Origin of the sequence: Candidatus Kinetoplastibacterium crithidii (ex Angomonas deanei ATCC 30255) (assembly GCF_000319225.1) — a bacterium.
In the GTDB taxonomy this organism is placed as follows: domain Bacteria; phylum Pseudomonadota; class Gammaproteobacteria; order Burkholderiales; family Burkholderiaceae_B; genus Kinetoplastidibacterium; species Kinetoplastidibacterium crithidii_B.
The window spans coordinates 555,808-575,427 of the sequence record NC_019815.1 but is presented as its reverse complement, the minus strand read 5'-3'; the positions used below and the strand labels follow the sequence as shown (position 1 = coordinate 575,427).

Sequence of the window (19,620 nt, the reverse complement as noted above, 5' to 3'; positions counted from 1 at the left end):
ACTTCATAAGAGGTAAGTAAGTGAGTTGTTCGTCATTATATCTCTGACTTGGTGGATGGGATTCCTTGTAATAGGAACCATGTTAATTCTATTTAGAATCTAATTTGGCTATACATGCTAATCCATCCAAAACAGGCCTATCTAAATAATCAATTTTTGCTGGTTGTTGATTAGGTAATCTATTTTTCTCTATTAATGTACGAATCTCAGTTTCTAACTCTGGCCATACTCCTCCAGTAACATAGATTTTTGGTGCTTGTTTATAATGATGAAACGCTGCATTATATTGATGTAATAAGGCTCCTGTTTGTGCTGCTACGATGCCAGAATTTATTGCTTTTACAGTATCTGTAGGAAAATTTGTTGCATTTGCACGAGTCATGGGTAGGTTAGCCGTGCCATTAGTTAATGCTTGTCTCATCATAAAAGTTCCTGGCAGTATAATACCTTCTATAAATATATTGTCAGGGCTTATGATGTCTATAGTGGTTGCTGTACCAAAACTAGCTACAATAAGAGGTGGATGTTCTTTTGCTTGTCTAGATAGGACCCCTATCATGGATGCCCATCTATCAGATCCTAACAATAATGGTTGTTCGTAATTATTTGTTAATCCTAATAGTTTTTTTTCAGCAGATATCCATCTTATTTTACAACCAACGGAATTTAACTCATGAGTAATGATGGATTCTCTTTGTTTTCCTGCCACATTAGATCCAATTGCATATACTGGAGTTTTTGGTAATGTAGTAATCCACTGTCCAAGAGATTTTATATTTAAATTATCAAATATGGCGGCATGAGGTTCACGATGGGCGACACTCATTCTATAATCTAACCAGCCAATTTTTATTCGGCTATTACCAGAGTCAATCAGAACAATCATTTTTATAGTTGATAGATATATTGTCAGAATATACTGATTTTACACCAGATATTGTTTTCAAGGTTAGATGTCCAAATTCATCTATACCATTTGCTATGCCATCTTGGATAGTTTTACCTTCTTTTTCAATCCTGATCCTTTTTCCAAACAAATAATCAATTTTCTTGAATCGCTCATAGAAATCTTGTAAACCACTCTTTTCCAAAAGAGATATGTCCTTGTACCATGACTTTGATATTGTTGTTATTATTTGTATAGTTTTTTCACATTTAATAATGTGTTGATTGGTTATTTCAGAGAAATCAGTGATTGGTCTATTAAGATCAGTCGACTTATCGATAGCTTTATTTAAATTAATACCTATGCCTATAATTGCAAAGTAACAATTATCTCTTTTATGATTTTTAATTGTTTCTACTAGAATGCCAGAGATTTTTTTGTTGTCCCATTGGATGTCATTTGGCCATTTTAGTGACAGATGTGAATTATTATGATAGACCAATTCTTTTAATGATTCACAAGCGCTTATGCCTGCTACAATAGCGATTGATGGTAAATTAATAGGATTGATTTTAATATTAAAAGCACAAGAAAATGTGAGATCATTATTATTGCTAATCCATTTTTTCCCTTGTCTTCCTCTACCAGCAAGTTGATTGTTAGTTCCTTCCAGATATGGCGTTTTAATATCATTACCTCTTATTTTTTTTATCAAGCTTGTATTAGTAGAATCTGTTGACTCAGTCCATTCAATGTCATGAAACATCGGTAAGTTTTTTTTCAAAATTTGCAACATATTTTTGCGATTTAAAATGTCTACGTAAACCATCTTGATAAAAATTATGACAAGTTTAAAGAATTAGATGATATTAACTGTTATTTATTCAGTATAGAGTTTCTAATTGGAAAGAAATATCATATTTAATTATTATATGTACTTACTTCTTAGAAAGATAATGAAAAAAAGATATTCTCTCATATGAAGTTGAGATAAACTTATCAAATGGTAAATTTATCTTCATTTTGATGTAAATTACAACGTTTTTGGACTTTTATATTTATGCTAATTAAGACAACAAAGAAATTAATTGGTTATGCTGGATCAGTTGATTATGCAATTGAATGGCCTGAACATAAAATTCTTGGTTGGGCCTTGATACTACATCCTCATCCATTGTATGGCGGCAATCGTAATAATAAAGTAATAACTACGATTTCTAGAGAGTGTCTAAGACAAGGAATTGTTGCAATCAGACCTAATTTTAGAGGTGTTGGTGATTCAGATGGTTTTTTTGATAATGGGGTAGGGGAGACTCATGATATGAGTGCTCTTATGCATCAAATTATTGATGTTTATCCTGAGCTTTCTGAGTTGCCTTGTTTTCTTGCTGGATTTTCATTTGGATCTGCTGTTGCTGCACAATTATATTCAAAGTTATATGATGAGAATAAGTCTGCTAATATAAGATGTTTAATGCTTATTGGCTCTGCCGTACAACGTTTTCAATTTAGTGAAATCCATCTGCCAAATAAGACCATAATAATTCATGGTGAAACAGATGAAATTGTTCCTTTTGATGAAATGTTGGATTGGGCTAGGCCGAAATCTATACCAATTATTATGATTCCATCTTGTTCTCATTTTTTTCATGGAAAATTACTATTATTGCGCGAAATGGTATCTATTTATCTCAAGTCTAGTATTATTTGACATTAAAATGTAATAAAATTAGTTTTTAATTAGTAGTAATGTAAATATATTTAAAACATTTTTAAATTATGTTTTAGTTTTTTGAAAAATTAGGCTGTATTTTTAAAGTTAATTATCTGATGAATTTATTATTGAGATTAGCATTTTTTATTATTTCATTTTTTGTCTATAGTATATCTTTTTCCTCTAATATAGAGGTGAATGATAATACATCTGTTATATCTATTTCTGGAGATGCTAATAAGTTGGCCATACCAGTAGTGCAGGTTTCTAGGTTACCAGTTCCTAAGATAGCAGCTAAGTCATGGATTGTAGTTGATGTTAATAGTGAACAAGTTTTATCATCATACAATCCTGATGTGAGGTTAGAGCCAGCGTCTCTTACAAAAATTATGACAGCATATTTAGCATTTAATGCTTTGCATGATAAACGGTTGGATTTAGAGCAAAGTGTAGTTCCATCAGATAAGGCATGGAAAACTGGTGGTTCAAGGATGTTTATAGAGCCTAAAACTAGGGTATCAGTTCATGAGTTATTACAGGGAGTGATAGTTCAGTCAGGTAATGATGCTTCTATAGCTTTAGCAGAATCTGTTAGTGGTGATGAAGATTCTTTTGTAGCTCTCATGAATCAAGAGGCTAAATATCTTGGTATGAATAATAGTAATTTTATGAATTCCACAGGTTTGCCTGAAACAAATCATATTACAACAGCAAGAGATCTATCTTTATTATCTGTAAGAATGATTAAAGATCATTCAAGTTTCCTACACTATTATAAACAGAAAGAATTTAAATATAATAATATTTTACAGACTAATCGCAATAGATTGTTGTGGTCTGATAGTTCTGTTGATGGTTTAAAAACAGGATATACAGATTCTGCTGGATATTGTCTTGTTGCAACAGCCATACGTGGAGATAGACGGATGTTGGTTGTTTTACTGGGCGCTAATAGTGAATCTACCAGAACAGAAGAAAGTTTGAAGTTATTAAATTGGGGTTTTCAAAATTTTGATACAGTTTCTATCAGTGAGCAAACTGATGAAAGTCAAATTAAGGCCAAGGTTTGGGGTGGTACTGTAGATAAAGTTAATCTAGGTCCTATTGAGAAAGTTTGGTTGACAGTTCCAAGAAGTCGTTTGTCTGATGTAAAATTTATTGTTGAACGTATAGACCCGCTTATTGCTCCTTTGCAAAAAGGTCAATTGGTTGGTAACTTACAGTTTATTATTGATAATAATATTTTAAAAGTTGTACCTATAGTTTCATTGCAAAACGTAAATAAAGCTGGTTTGGTAGGAATATCTATAGATTATATGAAAAGATGGATAGCTTCCAAATCATTATTTAGGTAGAAATATAATATGTGTAGTGATGATAGCAGTCATTATCCAGATTATTTTCCTATAAAGATAATAGGATGTAATCAGGACGATTTGAGTCAAAAAATTATAAGAGTATTAACTGGTTTGAGTGTTATCTTTGATGACAAAGTCGATATTAATTTTAGTAAGTCCAGAAAATATATTAGCATTACTGTAAATGTTTATATAACTTCAAGAGAGTATTTCACTAGAATTTACAATGAATTGAATAATATTCCGTTAGTCAGATTTGTTATCTGATTAGTTTTTTCAATGGCTAGCGGGTGTATTTTACAACGCTAGCTGTCTTAAAAATATTTAGAGAGTTTTATATTATTATAGAATAAAAGATGCTAAATCTTCTTTTGACACTATGTTTCCTAATTGTTTTTCAACAAAATTAGCATCTATTTTTAGATTTTTCTCTTTTAAAGAAGGGGCTTCGAAAGAAATATTTTCAAGAAGTTTTTCCATTACAGTATATAATCTTCTTGCTCCTATATTCTCATTTTTTTCATTCACATAAAAGGCTATTTCTGCAATTTTATTTATTCCATCTTCTGTGAATAATATATCTATACCTTCTGTTTTCATGAGGGCAAGATATTGTTTGGTTAATGAAGCATCGGTATCTCTTAGTATATGCACAAAATCTTCTGTTGATAATGAGTCTAATTCTACTCTTATAGGGAATCTTCCTTGTAATTCAGGAATTAGATCAGATGGTTTTGATAAATGAAAAGCACCTGATGCAATAAACAATATATGATCTGTTTTTATTGACCCATAACGTGTGTTAACAGTAGTCCCTTCTACTAGTGGGAGAAGATCTCTTTGTACACCATGACGAGATACCTCAATATTATCAGATCCATTTTTACTAGCTATTTTATCTATCTCGTCTAGAAATACTATGCCATTTTGTTCTACATTAGTAATTGCTTTAGATTTTATTTCTTCATCATTGATTCTTTTATTAGCCTCTTCCTCAATCATAATTTTCATTGCATTTATGATTTTCATTTTTTTATTTTTTTTCTTATCCTGGCTAATACCAGCAAATATGCTTTTTAGCTGATCAGCCATTTCTTCCATGCCAGGGGGAGTCATTATATCAAAATGTGAAACAGATACAGGAACTGATATCTCTATTTCAAGTTCGTTAAGTTTCCCTTCTCTTAATCTTTTTCTAAATGTTTGTCGAGTATTGTTATCTGCTAATATTTTTTCTTCCTCATCTTTCCTATTTGGTGGAGGGACTAATATATCTAAGATTCTCTCTTCAGCAGCTTCTTCTGCTATTGTTCTTACAGAGTCTATTTCATTCTCTTTGGATTGTTTAATAGCTTTTTCTACCAAGTCTCTGATTATAGTATCAACATCTCTGCCAACATAACCAACTTCAGTAAACTTTGTTGCTTCTATTTTTATGAATGGAGCATTAGATAGTTTAGAAAGTCTTCTAGCTATTTCTGTTTTTCCAACTCCAGTTGGGCCAATCATAAGAATATTTTTGGGGTGTATTTCTTGACGTAATTCCTTGACAACTTGTTGGCGACGCCAGCGATTTCTTAGAGCTATAGCAACAGCTCGTTTTGCACGGTTTTGCCCAATGATATGTTTGTCTAAATGGTTAACAATTTCCTTAGGGGTCATGCTGCTATGATCTGATGTTAGCATAATAGGTGATTTCCTTTTTTGTGCAAATTATATTTGTTCTATAAAGTTTCAATAATATGATTATTATTTGTATAAATACAAAGATCGCTTGCTATTTCTAATGACTTTTTTACTATCTCTTTAGGAGACAGTTCAGTATTTCTTAGTAATGCTAAAGCAGAAGCATGTGCATAAGGCCCTCCTGAGCCTACTGTAGCTAGACCATCCTCTGGCTCTAAAACATCTCCATTGCCTGTAAGAATAAAAGTTTTTGTGTCATCAGCAACTATTAACATGGCCTCTAATTTTCTAAGAAATTTATCAGTACGCCATTCTTTCGTCATTTCTACTGCGGAACGAGTAAGATTTCCTGAATATTTTTCTAGTTTTGTTTCAAATAGTTCTTGTAAAGTAAAGGCATCAGCAGTTGCTCCTGCAAATCCTGTTAATATTTTATCCTTGTATAACCGACGTATCTTTTTTGCCGTGCTCTTTATAACTATATTACCCATAGTAACTTGTCCATCACCCCCTATGGACACTTGGTTTTTCCTTCTAACACATACTATGGTAGTAGCGTGAAAATTTTCCATTGAATATCCTTATTATATTTTTTGGCTAGATGAATAAATATTTTTCATTGTTCTCCATATAATTTCTGACGCATTTCTCTTCGCTCTTGTGCTTCTATAGATAATGTTGCTGTAGGTCTTGCTAGCAGTCTAGGTATTCCTATAGGTTCTCCAGTTTCTTCGCACCAGCCATATTCGCCATTGTTTATTAATTCTATAGCTTTTTGTATTTTCTTTAAAAGTTTCCTCTCTCTATCTCTACTTTTTAATTCTAATGCGTGCTCTTCTTCTATTGTTGCACGATCTGCTGGATCAGGTACAAATTGTGTTTCTCTAAGATATTCTGTAGTTGCCTCTGCTTTTAATAAAATTTCTTGTTCTAAAGATTGTAATTTTTTTTTAAAGAAAGCAAGTTGTATTTCATTCATATATGCTTCTTCAGGCATATTTAATATATCTTTTTCACTAAAACTGTTTATTTTATTTGTCAAAGCATTAGATTTTATATTGACTGTTTTATTTGTTGTCATACAAATACTCCACCATAGGTTACCATTGTCACCTGCTATAGAATTAGAAATTTAAAGCTATTGTTATTTACTTTACGGTGCATAATTCTAACCCATGTATAAATAATTCTCTAGGCAGTTTTCTTCCTATGAATACCATTTTAGTGTTTGGTTTTTCTGATCCCTTCCAGGGCTTCCCTGGTTCTGCTCCCATGAGCATATGTACTCCTTGAAAAAGAATTCTGTTATCTAATTCTTTTATATATAAAATGCCTTTATATCTCAACATATCAGGACCAAATTCTTGTGATATTTGTGATAAGAATTTTTCTAGTTTTTCTGAATCAAATGGTTTATCACTGTAAAATGTGAAAGAAACTATGTCATCGTGATGATGACTGCATTTTTCTGTGCATTCATGATGTTCTTGATTTAAAAATTGTGGGTCTATATTTAATATGTCATCTAAGTTAAAACCGCTTATATTAAGAATTGATGGTATATCGATAGAGTCTAATAATAATTTTTTGATAGAGGCTCTTGGATTTATATGAATTAAACGATCTTGTAATTTAAGCAATTCCTCTTCTGAAACTAAATCACATTTAGAAATTAATATGACATCAGCAAAGCCTATTTGTTTTTGAGATTCTATTTGTTCATCAAGAGTTTTTGGAGCATGTTTAGCATCTACTAATGTTATTATTGCGTCTAACATATAATGCTTTGCAATATAGTCATCTATAAAAAAAGTCTGGCATAATGGTCCTGGATCTGCTAATCCAGTTGTTTCAATTATTACACGATCAAAATTTATTTGGTTTGTTTGTAGTTTTTTATGAAGATTTGATAATGTTTCTACCATATCTCCTCGTATTGTACAGCACACACAACCATTAGATAATTCTATGATTTCTTCATTATTATTTTGCACAAGAATCTCATTATCTATATTTTCTGATCCAAATTCATTTTCTATTACTGCTAATTTGAGCCCGTGTTTTGTTGATAAAATTTTATTTAATAGGGTTGTTTTACCAGCACCTAGAAATCCTGTAATAATTGTTACAGGTATAATGCTTTGTAAATTTTTTGCTGGAGTCATAAACATATTCCTAATTGACATACACATACTGCTTATTAACCAGTAATTAGCATGTTTTGTTTGAAAGTAATTACATTGTTATTGCTTTATAACTAATATTTTTTAATAGCAATTATTTAATTTGTTTAAAAAGTGTAAGCATATTTTATAGAAAATCTTGCGTCAATATTATTTGATGTTTTATGATTTTTTTGCCCTTGGATGCGTCTTGTCATATATGGAGGATAAATGTTGAAAGTCTAGTTTTGTATATATTTGAGTGGTAGTAATGCTTTTATGTCCAAGAAGTTCTTGTACAGCTCTTAAATCTTGGGATGATTGTAGTAAATGACTAGCAAAACTATGTCTTATGGCATGAGGTGAGATACTGCCTGGTATATTCATATTTAATGATATTTTTTTTAGTTGAATTTGTATTACTCTAGGTGAAATTCTTTGGCCTTTTATACCTAAAAATAAGGCTGGAATATCTTCTTCTCTAGTTTTATTTGATATAAATTTGTCTCGTACCTCTATCCATTTTTTTAAACTAAATAGAGCAGTTTTGCCTATTGGCAAGATACGTTGTTTATTACCCTTTCCTAAAACTATAATTTCAGCGCGATCCATATAAAGCCAGCTTTTAGATGTATAATTCTTATTTTTTGTATATTGTAGGTCTGTGGAAATTAGTTCTGATAAGCGTAATCCACTTGAATAAAACAATTCTAATATGGCTTGATCTCTAATTATTATGGGATCTGCATTTTTTATCTTTATCTTATCTAAATTCCCATCTAATAAAGATTTCATTTGATCTACCGAGATAGATTTTGGTAGCTCTTTTGTTGGCTTAGGAGTTTTTATATCATTGAGTGGAGTTAGATTTGTTTGTATTTGCAGAGAATACCATCTATAAAAATTTTTCCATGATGATATCATTCTTCCTAGTCCTCTAGCACCTAGGCCTAAAGAATATTTTTTTGATATAAATTTTCTTGCTAATTCTGAATTCAGATCTTTTATGTCCAAATCTTCTAATTCAAGCATCCTACATAATTGTGTAATGTCCCTTCTATAATTCTCAATAGTATTTTTTGAATACCTCAAGTTTGCACTTAAGTACAGTAACCATTGTTCTATCGTTTTTTTATTTCACTATTTTTATAAGCCATACAATTATAGAAGGATATTGTGGTGTTTATAGTAGAGTTGTAGCAACAGATTCTCTTAATAGTTTATCTAACTCTATTTTGCCATCGAATACAAAACTTGCAGGTCCTGTCATTTTAATATCTCCACCATCCCAATTTATTGATATTGATCCTCCTTTAGTCTGTACATTAACAGGTGAGTGAAGCAATCCTCTTCTTATTCCAGATACAACTGCTGCACATGCTCCAGTTCCACAAGCTAAGGTTTCTCCCGCTCCACGTTCATAAACACGTAAAAGGATATGGTTGGAATCTTTTATTTGCATAAAACCAACATTTACTTTATTAGGAAATCTATTATGTGATTCTATGACTGGTCCAATTATAGATACTAAATCTGTATTGATATTATCTACTTCTATCACGGCATGTGGATTTGATATAGATAATACAGACAAGAGGACTATTCCATTATTTTCAGTTTCTATTGCCCATATTTTTTCTAATGACTTTGTAGTATAAGTTAAGTTGTCGGTGTTAAATGGTAGACTTTTATATTCAAAAGAAGGCTTCCCCATATTGACAGTTACAGAACCATCAGAGTTTTCATTAAGGCTAATTAATCCATTTTTTATTTCTGCTACAATAGGATTTTTATTACTAATTTTTTTTGATGTATGAATTTAACAAAGCAGCGCGCCCCATTACCACAATTCTCCACTTCATTGCCATCAGAATTAAATATTCTGTATTTAAAATCAGCATTGGGTAGAGCAGTTTTTTCTATTAGTAGGATTTGGTCTGCTCCAATGCCAAAATGGCGGTCAGCGATAGATCTTGCAATTTTTGTTGTCATCTTGAAACTTTGATTTATGCAGTCTATCACTATAAAATCGTTACCAATGCCATGCATTTTGGTAAAATTTAGATGTGTCATATTAAACCTTATTTAATATTTTAAATTGTTATTATCTAGTAATGCCATTTATATAATACATGTTATGCAAATTTCAAGTGTATTTTTTAGATTTGGTATTTCAGGCATTATATAAACTATCGTAATATTTTATGTTGATTCTTATTTAAGTAACTTTGTTTGTAAATTTATGATTTTTATCAGAATTAGTCTATATGATGTAGTCTTTTTATTATAGTAATTTCTATTTAAAAATTTTTTAGATATATGATACTTCTAGATTAATATAAATTTAAAAATTTGTTTTTTTCTACATAATAATAATGATTATTGTTATTATCTAAAGCCCTACATATTAGTAATATAATTAGTACCAAATTAAATAAAAGATAGAAATTTAGAAGGATTTTTTGTGATTAGTGAAGATTTTTTGTTTACATCAGAATCTGTTTCTGAAGGACATCCTGATAAAGTTGCTGATCAGATTTCTGATGCAATATTGGATGAAATTTTAGTTCAGGATCCCGATGCTCGTGTCGCTGCAGAAACTTTATGCGGTAACAATATAGTTGTTTTAACTGGTGAAATTTCTGCTGATGCGAATGTTGATTATATAGATATAGCGCGTAATTCTATTAAGAATATCGGCTATAAAGATATTGATGATGGAATGGATTATAGAAATTGCCATATTCTTTTGGCTTATAACCAGCAGTCTCCTGATATTGCTATTGGATTATTTGCAGAGGAGGAATTAAATCAAGGAGCTGGTGATCAGGGATTGATGTTTGGTTATGCTTGTGATGATACTCCTGATTTTATGCCTGCTCCAATATGGTATTCTCATAGATTAGTACAAAGACAAAGCGAGCTTAGAAGAGACGGGAGATTACCATGGCTAAGGCCAGATGCAAAATCACAGGTAACTTTTCGTTATATAGATGGCAAGGCAGTTGAAGTAGATACTATTGTTTTTTCTACACAGCATTCTAAAGATATAGAAATAAATAATTTGAGAGAAGCTGTGATAGAAGAGATTATCAAACCATCTTTTCCTGATAAATTGATTAATAATAGAACAAAATTCTTAGTCAATCCTACTGGTCGTTTTGTTATAGGTGGACCTAAAGGAGATTGCGGGATAACAGGTCGTAAAATTATTGTTGATACTTATGGTGGAGCATGTCCTCATGGAGGAGGGGCCTTCTCAGGAAAGGATCCATCTAAAGTAGATAGATCTGCTTCATATATGGCAAGATATATTGCAAAAAATATAGTTGCATCTGGAATAACAAGAAAATGCCAAGTCCAAATTAGTTATGCTATAGGCATAGCTGAACCAATAAATGTTAGTGTTTATACAGGTGATGCATATATTATGCCTAATCAGAAATTGTCTAGACTAGTTTGTGATAATTTTGATTTGCGCCCAAAGAGTATTATTAATTTATTAAAATTGCAAAGGCCTATATATTCTAAAACAGCTACTTATGGACACTTTGGTCGTTCAGAACCAGAGTTTACTTGGGAAAATATTGATCAAACTGCTATTTTTAGAGATAGTTTATAGTATGTAGTTTTATATATGCATCATCATACAAGCCATGTCTTATAAAAAAAATCAGTTTGATAGTGTGTCTTTGATTTCAGATTCTCCTTGTATAGCAGTTTGTTCAACCTTGTTTGATGATATTTGTAAAGGTTGTGGCAGGACTGCTTATGAGGTTTCTCATTGGGTGTCATTTACCGATAAACAAAAGGTAGAAATATGGAATAGAATTAGAAAACAAGGTTATCCAAAACGCTGAAATATCTGTTTTGTAAGAATCTTCTGTTAATGTTATGTTGGAATTATATGTGTAGATATTCTAATGGGAAGCTGATTTTTTAAGTTAATTGCAGTTCTTTTTCCCATCCTTTTGTTGTTAGAATAGCATCTAATGGTATATCATGTGGAGCTGCTTTATAAGCGATATCTGTGATTAAGCCACATTCCCAAGATATTCCTATAGAAATAAATTTCTGTCCGTTCTCCATTAGGTTTGATAATGTTCTGTCATAATAACCTTTTCCATATCCTATTCTATCTCCATTTTTGGTGAAGCCTAATGTTGGTATTAGTATTATGTTTGGTATTAGGTATTTGGTAGATAATGGCTCTAAAATATTAAACTTTCCTGTTTTCATAATTGTTTCTGTTTTCCATAGTTTAAATGAAAGAGGATGATCTATTTTTTCTATTGTAGGTAAACAGATATTTAATTTTTGATTTGATGAACATATATGTAAAAAATCTATAAGACAAGGTTCATATTTTAATGGCCAAAATCCGGCAAGATTTATTTTATCAGTATGTGTTTTTAAATGTATATTATTCGTGATTGAGGATATCCATTTCAATAGTAATGATTCTATTTTTTTACTCCCAATTTGCATTTCATCTTTTGATAATTTAGATCTTATTTGTATCAAATTTGATCTTATTATTTTAGAAAGATTATTATGTTTATTTTCTAATGTTGTCATTTTATGTTCCTAATGTTATTTTTAGCTTATAGGTTTTTACCTATATAAATCTAAATGATACAAGATATTAAATTCTAAAAGAAATGTTTGATATAAAAGAAGACTCGTTTACAAAAGGTTTGAAGTTTTATATTGTTGGTGGTGCTGTGAGAGATAAACTATTGGGTTTGCATCAACAAGAAGATAGAGATTGGGTTGTGGTTGGGTCTAGTCCAGAAGAAATGGAAAACAGAGGCTTTAAGAAAGTTGGTAAAAATTTTCCTGTTTTTTTGCATCCAATAACTAAGGAAGAGTACGCTTTGGCAAGAACAGAATATAAGATCGCCATTGGACATCAAGGTTTTGAATTTAATGTTGGTTCTTATATTACTCTCAAGGATGATTTATTTAGGAGAGACCTTACTATAAATGCTATTGCTTATGATTGTATAAATAGAGAGATTATTGATCCTTTTAACGGCCTTAGAGATATTAGATGTGGTATTTTGCGTCATGTAAGTTCGTCTTTTAGAGAAGATCCTCTTAGACTAATTAGGTTAGCTCGTTTTAGTGCAAAATTTGATAAGTTCAGCATTGCTAAAGATACCATGGATTTTTGTAAAATAATGACAAAAAATGGAGAGTTAATTTCTTTGAGTAAAGAACGTATTTGGAAAGAAATTTCTAAAGGACTTATGACGAAAACACCTATAAATATGTTTAATTTTCTAAAGCAAGTAGAGGCGCTAGATCTAATTATGCCTGAACTAATTTTATCTAGTCGTGTAAATAATTTTTTAAAAAACATTCCAGATGAAATAGATTTGTATACAAGATATGCTTTTCTATGTATGGATACAGTAGATAGATCTTTATTAAGTAGGCGTTTGGCTGTTCAATCTATGTGTAAAAATTATGCAGATTTATTGCCATATATTTTAAAGATATTAGAGAATAATACTTCTTTAAGTGAAAAATTTTTAATTTTAGAAAAATGTGATGCATTTAGAAGATATGATCGTTTTATAGATTTATTAAAATCTTGTGAACTAATATTAAAGATTGATGTGCATGATATTTTGTCTAGATTAGAGAATGTCTTAAATATTAATTTAGGAGATTATTTGATTGAATCTGATCAAAGGAAACGCAAAGATTTAGTCAGGAAAGCTAGATTATTAGTTTTTCAGAGTGGTAATTAATTTTTCTGATCTATCTCTGCTTGCAAATCCAACTAATTTATCATTTTCTTTCCAGTTTATCCCTATAGCTAGTACCTTGAATAATTCCCCCATTTCATTTTCTGATAATAATTTTTGAATCGGACCTAGTATTTCAATTTGTTTGCTGGTAGAAGACATATCCATTTGTTCTATTATTTTTAGTATGTTACAGTTTAGTAAAAATCTGGCTAGAGAGGTATATCCTAGAATCTCAGATTTTTCTTTTAAAGCTACTGCTGCTAATGCTGTAAAGTTAACATGAGTTGTTATATCTTGTATGCCTGGAGCAATAAATGGGTCTGAGTAAGCCATATGATGCAAATGACACATCAATGTTCCTGTATATCTTTGAGGGTGATATAATTCTTCCTGTGGGAAACCATAATCTATTATAAATACTACACCATTTGTAATATTTTTTATAATGCTTGTGAGCCAAGTTTCTCCAATTAGGTTGATTTCTGATGAATATCCTGGTATTGGTTTCATTCTACTAGATACAATATCTGCTAATTGATTATCAGCAGCTTTATTCAACAAAGTAAACTCTTCTTTATTGTTTATTCCAACGTATTTTTCTAACAAACAATTATGTTCATCCCATTGAAATAGTTTTACTGGCATAGCATCTATAAGTTCATTTGCTATTACACAACCATTGAAGTCATATGGCATGTTTTTCAGCCACTTTACCTGTTTTATAAATGGCTCTAAAGTTTTTTTTTGTAAAAATGTAAGATGATCAGATATTTCTATGATCTCATATTCTACTTTGATGCCCATATTATCTAATTCTGTTATTAGATCAAAAGATAATTTACCTGTGCCTGCTCCAAATTCGAGAATTTTATTTGTATTGGTTTTTTTTAGAACTTCAGCTATTTGTATGGATAATGTTTTTGCAAATATTGATGTTAATTCAGGTGCTGTGATGAAATCTCCTAGTGGATATTTCATCGATTCTTGATGTTTAGAACTAAAAATTTTATTTTTGGATGAATAGTAACCTAGATTAGGAGTATATAACGCTTTATCCATCCATGATTCAAAGGGTATTATACAATTTCTAGATTGTTTTATTTGTTCAACCAAATAGGACTGCATTAGATGAAGTTGTTGTTTGGAGTTTTCATCTAATGAGTCTAGTAAACAATAAATTGTACTTTGCATTAATCAGAGTATATTTTTTATAAATTATTGGAATGTTCTCTATATGGAGCAAATCCTTTGTTTCTTACCACTTTGGGAGAGGATGACGTTTTTTTTGTAAAGTTTATGCCACTTCTCTTTTTGTTATCATTATTGGTCTTAGAGGTAGATAGTCTATCTTCTCTAGCTCTGTCACTAAATGATGGTTTAGCTGTCTTATTACTATAGGATCTAGTTTTTTTATTGTTATCAGTTTTATAACTATAACTTCTAGGTTTGCTTTCCTTGATGTTTTTCTTAAAGGTATTTGTAGACTCTAAACCAATTATTACTTCTATATTAATATTTTTGCCGATGTAGTTTTCTATTCTTCGAACCTTATGTTTTTCTGAATGTGATGCAAGAGTCAGGGCTTCCCCATTGCGACCAGCTCTGCCTGTTCTACCTATGCGATGAACATAATCTTCCGCTTGCATTGGCAAGTCAAAATTAATAGCATGGCTAATACCTTGAATATCTATCCCTCTAGCAGCTACATCAGTAGCTATTAATATTTGCAATTGTTTTTTTTGCAACTGTGATAGAGTCCTTGTTCTTTGTCTTTGGTTCATATCACCATGAAGAGCAGCAACAGCAAATCCATTATCTGACAAATGGTTAGATAAATCATCAGCACCTCTCTTTGTTGAAGTGAAAACGATTGCCTGGTCAAGATTTTCATTGCCTAATAAATGCTGGAGAATTTTTATTTTATGCTTATAATCATCCACATAAATTAATTTTTGTTCAATATTATTATGACTTTGTTTATTGTTATTTAGGCTAATTCTCTCTGGGTTATTCATCATTTGTTTAGCCAGATTCATAATGCTATTATCTATTGTGGCGGAGAATAGCATTGTTTGTTTTTCTTTAGGTAATTCAGCAACTATCGTTTGTATATCATCTATAAATCCCATATCCAACATTCTATCAGCTTCATCTAAAACTAGGGTATGGACATTCTTCAAATCTACTCTGCCAGATTGCATTTGGTCAATCAATCTACCAGGAGTAGCTACTAGAATATCAATTCTTTTGGATAAAGCTTTGATTTGAGCCTTATATGGCATGCCGCCAACTATTGTAGCTACTCGTAACCAATGAAGATTACTTCCATAAACAGAGGCTGCTTTAGTAATTTGCATAGCTAATTCTCTTGTGGGAGTTAGCACTAATACTTGTATGGATGTATTCTGAGCTTTCTTTTCTGACAAATGCTGTAAGATTGGTAGCATGAAAGCAGCAGTTTTGCCACTACCAGTCTGTGCTGAAACAACTAGATCTTGTTTCAGTATAGCTTTAGGAATTGTTGCTTGTTGTACTGGTGTAGGTGATTCGAACCCTGTGGCTTTGATTGCATTTAGTATATTTGCGTTTAGACCAAGATTTTCAAAAGACATTTATTTTCCTTGCTAATACATAGTTACATCAGTAAATAGATGTGAACAAAACTATTTACTGACAGTTGAAAGGGTAACAATATCGTGCCGACCCATCAACCGTTCGTTACGGTGTATTTTATAACTTACAAGGCTAAAGGAGGTCAGATAATCGATGATAATATTTAAGTAAAACTTAGATATTATATATTTTCAGAGCTACCGAAGTTTGATAATTTCCAAAAAATATTAGATTGGACATTATCTCTAATCTGTTCACTTTATCATGAAAATTATGTAAAAGCAAACAGTAATATTTCATTTTTTAGGTATTAGCCATGTGATTGGTTTTCTTTTTTGTGAAATCAGCCACTCATTTGTTTTTATAAAATGATTACATCCTATAAAAGGAAATGGTTTCCTATAAGCAGATAATGGAGATGGGTGATTAGATTTTAATATTAGATGAACGTTATTTGTAATTAGATTTGTTTTTTTTTGTGCAGCGAGACCCCATAATAAAAATGCTTTTGGTGAGTTATTGGTTGCGATTAATTTTATAATTGTATCTGTTATTAACTCCCATCCTTTATTAGCGTGAGACATTGCTTTGCCATGCTCCACTGTTAAAATAGTATTTAATAACAATACTCCTTGCATTGCCCAGAATGATAGATCTTTTGCTGTTTCTAAATCATTATTATACTCTTGCTTCAGTTCTTTGTTGATATTCCTAAGGCTAGGCGGAATTGTGCAATTAGCTGGAACAGAAAAAGCCAAACCATCAGCTTGTCCTTCATTATGATAAGGATCTTGTCCTAATATAACAACATTAATTTCTGATAAATTTTTTATATTATATAGTGATCTAAAAGGATTTGCTGGATATATTGTAACACCCTTATCTATTTCTGATTCAACATAACTGAAAATTTCTTTAAAACTTTGTTCAAGTTTGTTTTGCAAAAAACAGTTTTTCCAGATTGGATTTAGATTATTAAAATCTTTATATAGTGTTTTTTTAATTAGTTTATTACTCATAAATTAATGAAGATGTATATTTAAATATTAAAAACTATATATCAAATTACTAACTCATATATTGTCTGAGTAGAAGAATAACCATCACTATCATAATAATGGCAATAGTTCCATCTAATATTCTCCAAGCCTTTGGTTTGGAGAATATAGGAGCACATAATCTTGCTCCCAATCCTAAAAGATTAAGCCATAATATGCTAGCAGTTAAAGAACCAAAAGCATATGCCATACTAGCATTTTCATATACGTTGGCCAATGATCCAATTAAGATCATATCTAGCCAAAAATGCGGATTTAATAAACTAAATCCTAAAGTCGTTAATATTACAGATTGTTTTGAATATATTATATAATTTGTAGATTCTATATTAGAAGATTTTTTAAATGCTTTTTTTGCAGATTTCCATGAATAACATAATAAGAAAATTATTCCTAGTATAAGGATGAAATCTTTAAACCAAGGAGCAAGTAATATTAATTCTTTTAATCCTATTACACTAGCAAAAATAAAAATAGCATCTGTTAGACAACAAACTATTATAATTGTCATTATATGAGAACGCATTAATCCTTGGCGGATTATAAAAGCACTCTGAGCTCCTACTACTGCAAACAATCCAAGTCCTGTTAAAAGTCCATTAAACCAAGCTTGGAAAGTAATAGATGAAAAAAATGAAGTTAGCATTTTAAAACTTCAAAAAAATATTATTAACAATATTAGCAAGTAACAAGATCTAAAAAGATTTGTACTATACAATAAAGGTTTGTTATTACAATAGTTTTGTAAACATTAATTTAGATAATTACAGATGATGGAAATATATCACGTAATTTTTAATATAACAATTAAATTTCAGTTTTATAGTCTATTGTTAGTGGTGCATGATCGCTGAACCTTGTTTCCATATAAATTTCAGAGGAGATTGCAAGATTTGCTAAAGAATTGTTTGCCATTTGATAGTCTATTCTCCATCCAACATTTCTTTCCCATGATCTTGCTCTATTACTCCACCAAGTGTATTGCTCTTGATGAGGATGTAGTTTTCTAAAAACATCTACCAGATTATAATTATTTATAATTTCAGAGAGCCAATTTCTTTCTTCAGGAAGAAATCCAGGTTTATTAAGATTATTTTTCCAGTTTTTTATGTCCATTTGTGTGTGTGCTATATTCCAATCACCACATATTAGTAAATTGCGTTTAGATAGTATGGATTCAGAGTAAATTTCTTTTAAATATAATTCGAACTTTTGTAAGAAAATTAATTTCGCTTTTTGTCTTTCATCATTTGAACCAGATGGGAAATAAACATTTATGATCGAAATTTTTTCCCAGTCTATTCTTATGACTCTACCTTCTGAATCAATATTTTTATCTTCTAACCCTCTAGTTATTTTCATGGGTTGTTTTTTTGTATATATACCTACACCGCTATAACCATTTTTTTGCGCTGGATAGAAAAACCCTTTGAATCCTAGAGGATTAAGCAATTCATTTTTTATATCATGAGAGGCAATTCTGATTTCTTGCAAACAAACAATATCAGGGTTTTTATTGTATAGCCAATCTAGGAACTTTTTTTTAATTGCAGATCTTATTCCGTTGACATTTATAGAGGTTATTCTTAACACAATTTGGTTTCCAGTTAGAATGCACATAAGATAATATGTATGTATTATTACAATAATATTAATAGTTTATGAATTTTTTTGCTTAACATAAAAAGGGATTTATATGGTTATTGATGAGCATCAGGCTTTAGATTTTGTTAAATTTGCATTAGATGTAGGTGCTTTAAAATTTGGAGATTTTAAAACCAAATCAGATAGAATAAGTCCATATTTTTTTAATATAGGTTTATTTAATAATGGAAAATCCATAGCAAAATTAGCGGAGTTTTATGCTAATATTTTGCAAAAATCAAGCATAGAATTTGATATGCTCTTTGGCCCTGCTTATAAGGGTATACCTTTAGTTATATCAACATCTATGATTTTAAGTGATAGGTGTATACATGAAAAAGTCCCATTTGCTTTTAATCGTAAGGAGGCTAAGAATCATGGCGAAAAAGGTAGACTAATAGGAGCGTCACTTCATGGCAAAGTTGTTATTATAGATGATGTAATAACCTCAGGTATTTCTGTGAATGAGTCTATAGAGATCATTCATGCTGAAGGAGCAGAGCCAGTTGCTGTAATAGTAGCTTTAGATAGAATGGAAAAACCAAATTTAATCTCTAGTGTTTCAGAGGCAACAACTTCTGCTTCAAATAACATATCTAGTAAGTATGGTTTGCCTGTTCTTAGCATAGCTTCTCTCGAAAACATACTAAGTTTAGTACAAAAACATCAAGATTTCGCAGAACATGCTGAAAAAGTAGCTAAATATAGATCATTATATGGTATAGGTTAATTTCATAATA

General features: G+C 30.6%; 20 protein-coding genes and 1 pseudogene. 7 read left to right on the top strand and 14 right to left on the bottom strand.

What is annotated here, in order from left to right; genetic code table 11:
- Positions 1-88: 88 nt before the first annotated feature.
- Positions 89-886 carry a type III pantothenate kinase gene (locus tag CKCE_RS02680; RefSeq protein ID WP_015238787.1) on the bottom strand — a complete coding sequence of 266 codons (798 nt, stop codon included), beginning with the start codon at positions 884-886 and terminating at the stop codon, positions 89-91.
- The gene (locus tag CKCE_RS02675) at positions 870-1,682 is read right to left on the bottom strand and encodes a biotin--[acetyl-CoA-carboxylase] ligase (protein WP_225968699.1); all 813 of its coding nucleotides are present in this window, start codon (positions 1,680-1,682) and stop codon (positions 870-872) included. Before CKCE_RS02675 ends, CKCE_RS02680 begins: the two co-directional genes overlap by 17 nt.
- Before the next feature lie 264 nt (positions 1,683-1,946).
- Here CKCE_RS02675 and CKCE_RS02670 point away from each other — a divergent pair, with 264 nt between their 5' ends.
- The 3 genes from CKCE_RS02670 (at position 1,947) to CKCE_RS02660 (ending at position 4,225) form a co-directional block, all read left to right on the top strand.
- A complete protein-coding gene (locus CKCE_RS02670; protein WP_015238785.1) occupies positions 1,947-2,597 on the top strand; it encodes an alpha/beta hydrolase in 651 nt (216 codons plus the stop codon).
- Between the two features lie 119 nt (positions 2,598-2,716).
- Complete coding sequence (locus CKCE_RS02665; protein WP_015238784.1) at positions 2,717-3,955, top strand: D-alanyl-D-alanine carboxypeptidase family protein; 1,239 nt, start codon at positions 2,717-2,719, stop codon at positions 3,953-3,955.
- Between the two features lie 9 nt (positions 3,956-3,964).
- Positions 3,965-4,225 carry a YbeD family protein gene (locus tag CKCE_RS02660; protein ID WP_015389193.1) on the top strand — a complete coding sequence of 87 codons (261 nt, stop codon included), beginning with the start codon at positions 3,965-3,967 and terminating at the stop codon, positions 4,223-4,225.
- Between the two features lie 75 nt (positions 4,226-4,300).
- On the opposite strand, the gene hslU is transcribed toward CKCE_RS02660, so the two are convergent.
- The 6 genes and pseudogenes from hslU to dapF all read right to left on the bottom strand — a co-directional run bounded on the left by hslU (position 4,301) and on the right by dapF (position 9,879).
- Positions 4,301-5,644 carry an ATP-dependent protease ATPase subunit HslU gene (hslU, locus tag CKCE_RS02655; protein WP_015238783.1) on the bottom strand — a complete coding sequence of 448 codons (1,344 nt, stop codon included), beginning with the start codon at positions 5,642-5,644 and terminating at the stop codon, positions 4,301-4,303.
- A gap of 38 nt (positions 5,645-5,682) precedes the next feature.
- Positions 5,683-6,216: an ATP-dependent protease subunit HslV gene (gene hslV / locus CKCE_RS02650; protein WP_015389192.1), complete on the bottom strand. Its 534-nt coding sequence runs from the start codon at positions 6,214-6,216 to the stop codon at positions 5,683-5,685.
- 44 nt (positions 6,217-6,260) lie between these two features.
- Entirely contained in the window at positions 6,261-6,725 is a 465-nt protein-coding gene (gene dksA, locus CKCE_RS02645; RefSeq protein ID WP_015238781.1) for an RNA polymerase-binding protein DksA, read from the bottom strand.
- A 67-nt stretch (positions 6,726-6,792) separates the two neighbouring features.
- Positions 6,793-7,809: a CobW family GTP-binding protein gene (locus CKCE_RS02640; protein WP_041572055.1), complete on the bottom strand. Its 1,017-nt coding sequence runs from the start codon at positions 7,807-7,809 to the stop codon at positions 6,793-6,795.
- A gap of 180 nt (positions 7,810-7,989) precedes the next feature.
- Entirely contained in the window at positions 7,990-8,931 is a 942-nt protein-coding gene (locus CKCE_RS02635) for a tyrosine recombinase XerC (protein ID WP_041572053.1), read from the bottom strand.
- Between the two features lie 58 nt (positions 8,932-8,989).
- Positions 8,990-9,879 (bottom strand): annotated as a pseudogene (gene dapF / locus CKCE_RS02630) (diaminopimelate epimerase).
- Between the two features lie 391 nt (positions 9,880-10,270).
- Between dapF and metK the strand changes: the two are divergent.
- Both metK and CKCE_RS02620 read left to right on the top strand, forming a co-directional pair.
- Positions 10,271-11,428: a methionine adenosyltransferase gene (gene metK / locus CKCE_RS02625; protein WP_015238776.1), complete on the top strand. Its 1,158-nt coding sequence runs from the start codon at positions 10,271-10,273 to the stop codon at positions 11,426-11,428.
- A gap of 34 nt (positions 11,429-11,462) precedes the next feature.
- Positions 11,463-11,666, top strand: a complete 204-nt coding sequence (locus CKCE_RS02620; protein ID WP_015389188.1) for a DUF1289 domain-containing protein — start codon at positions 11,463-11,465, stop codon at positions 11,664-11,666.
- A gap of 79 nt (positions 11,667-11,745) precedes the next feature.
- Here the strand turns inward: CKCE_RS02620 and CKCE_RS02615 are convergent, their stop codons facing one another.
- On the bottom strand, positions 11,746-12,384 hold the full coding sequence (locus CKCE_RS02615) for a 5-formyltetrahydrofolate cyclo-ligase (RefSeq protein WP_015238775.1): 639 nt from the start codon (positions 12,382-12,384) through the stop codon (positions 11,746-11,748).
- A gap of 83 nt (positions 12,385-12,467) precedes the next feature.
- Here CKCE_RS02615 and CKCE_RS02610 point away from each other — a divergent pair, with 83 nt between their 5' ends.
- Positions 12,468-13,565, top strand: coding sequence for a tRNA nucleotidyltransferase/poly(A) polymerase-related protein (locus CKCE_RS02610; RefSeq protein WP_015238774.1), 1,098 nt, complete (start codon positions 12,468-12,470; stop codon positions 13,563-13,565).
- Here the strand turns inward: CKCE_RS02610 and CKCE_RS02605 are convergent.
- From CKCE_RS02605 to CKCE_RS02585, 5 genes are all read right to left on the bottom strand, one after another.
- Positions 13,542-14,756 (bottom strand): class I SAM-dependent methyltransferase, encoded by a 1,215-nt coding sequence (locus CKCE_RS02605; RefSeq protein ID WP_015389187.1) that lies wholly within the window; start codon positions 14,754-14,756, stop codon positions 13,542-13,544. The two genes, CKCE_RS02610 and CKCE_RS02605, sit on opposite strands and share 24 nt — an antisense overlap.
- Before the next feature lie 17 nt (positions 14,757-14,773).
- Positions 14,774-16,177 carry a DEAD/DEAH box helicase gene (locus tag CKCE_RS02600; RefSeq protein ID WP_015238772.1) on the bottom strand — a complete coding sequence of 468 codons (1,404 nt, stop codon included), beginning with the start codon at positions 16,175-16,177 and terminating at the stop codon, positions 14,774-14,776.
- A 297-nt stretch (positions 16,178-16,474) separates the two neighbouring features.
- On the bottom strand, positions 16,475-17,197 hold the full coding sequence (locus CKCE_RS02595; protein ID WP_015238771.1) for a uracil-DNA glycosylase: 723 nt from the start codon (positions 17,195-17,197) through the stop codon (positions 16,475-16,477).
- Positions 17,198-17,246: 49 nt separating this feature from the next.
- A complete protein-coding gene (locus tag CKCE_RS02590) occupies positions 17,247-17,882 on the bottom strand; it encodes a LysE/ArgO family amino acid transporter (RefSeq protein ID WP_015238770.1) in 636 nt (211 codons plus the stop codon).
- 161 nt (positions 17,883-18,043) lie between these two features.
- Positions 18,044-18,829 carry an exodeoxyribonuclease III gene (locus tag CKCE_RS02585; RefSeq protein WP_015238769.1) on the bottom strand — a complete coding sequence of 262 codons (786 nt, stop codon included), beginning with the start codon at positions 18,827-18,829 and terminating at the stop codon, positions 18,044-18,046.
- 103 nt (positions 18,830-18,932) lie between these two features.
- Here CKCE_RS02585 and pyrE point away from each other — a divergent pair, with 103 nt between their 5' ends.
- Positions 18,933-19,610, top strand: a complete 678-nt coding sequence (gene pyrE / locus CKCE_RS02580; RefSeq protein ID WP_015238768.1) for an orotate phosphoribosyltransferase — start codon at positions 18,933-18,935, stop codon at positions 19,608-19,610.
- Positions 19,611-19,620 lie beyond the last annotated feature (10 nt).

What these genes read in the sequence shown, in the direction of transcription:
- CKCE_RS02590 (WP_015238770.1), bottom strand. Translation starts at nt 17,882, where the DNA reads ATGCTAACTTCATTTTTTTCATCTATTACTTTCCAAGCTTGGTTTAAT.
- pyrE (WP_015238768.1), top strand. Translation starts at nt 18,933, where the DNA reads ATGGTTATTGATGAGCATCAGGCTTTAGATTTTGTTAAATTTGCATTA.
- CKCE_RS02595 (WP_015238771.1), bottom strand. Translation starts at nt 17,197, where the DNA reads ATGAGTAATAAACTAATTAAAAAAACACTATATAAAGATTTTAATAAT.
- CKCE_RS02600 (WP_015238772.1), bottom strand. Translation starts at nt 16,177, where the DNA reads ATGTCTTTTGAAAATCTTGGTCTAAACGCAAATATACTAAATGCAATC.
- CKCE_RS02620 (WP_015389188.1), top strand. Translation starts at nt 11,463, where the DNA reads ATGTCTTATAAAAAAAATCAGTTTGATAGTGTGTCTTTGATTTCAGAT.
- dksA (WP_015238781.1), bottom strand. Translation starts at nt 6,725, where the DNA reads ATGACAACAAATAAAACAGTCAATATAAAATCTAATGCTTTGACAAAT.
- CKCE_RS02665 (WP_015238784.1), top strand. Translation starts at nt 2,717, where the DNA reads ATGAATTTATTATTGAGATTAGCATTTTTTATTATTTCATTTTTTGTC.
- hslV (WP_015389192.1), bottom strand. Translation starts at nt 6,216, where the DNA reads ATGGAAAATTTTCACGCTACTACCATAGTATGTGTTAGAAGGAAAAAC.
- CKCE_RS02610 (WP_015238774.1), top strand. Translation starts at nt 12,468, where the DNA reads ATGTTTGATATAAAAGAAGACTCGTTTACAAAAGGTTTGAAGTTTTAT.
- CKCE_RS02680 (WP_015238787.1), bottom strand. Translation starts at nt 886, where the DNA reads ATGATTGTTCTGATTGACTCTGGTAATAGCCGAATAAAAATTGGCTGG.
- CKCE_RS02670 (WP_015238785.1), top strand. Translation starts at nt 1,947, where the DNA reads ATGCTAATTAAGACAACAAAGAAATTAATTGGTTATGCTGGATCAGTT.
- CKCE_RS02640 (WP_041572055.1), bottom strand. Translation starts at nt 7,809, where the DNA reads ATGACTCCAGCAAAAAATTTACAAAGCATTATACCTGTAACAATTATT.
- hslU (WP_015238783.1), bottom strand. Translation starts at nt 5,644, where the DNA reads ATGCTAACATCAGATCATAGCAGCATGACCCCTAAGGAAATTGTTAAC.
- CKCE_RS02660 (WP_015389193.1), top strand. Translation starts at nt 3,965, where the DNA reads ATGTGTAGTGATGATAGCAGTCATTATCCAGATTATTTTCCTATAAAG.
- CKCE_RS02605 (WP_015389187.1), bottom strand. Translation starts at nt 14,756, where the DNA reads ATGCAAAGTACAATTTATTGTTTACTAGACTCATTAGATGAAAACTCC.
- CKCE_RS02675 (WP_225968699.1), bottom strand. Translation starts at nt 1,682, where the DNA reads ATGTTGCAAATTTTGAAAAAAAACTTACCGATGTTTCATGACATTGAA.
- CKCE_RS02615 (WP_015238775.1), bottom strand. Translation starts at nt 12,384, where the DNA reads ATGACAACATTAGAAAATAAACATAATAATCTTTCTAAAATAATAAGA.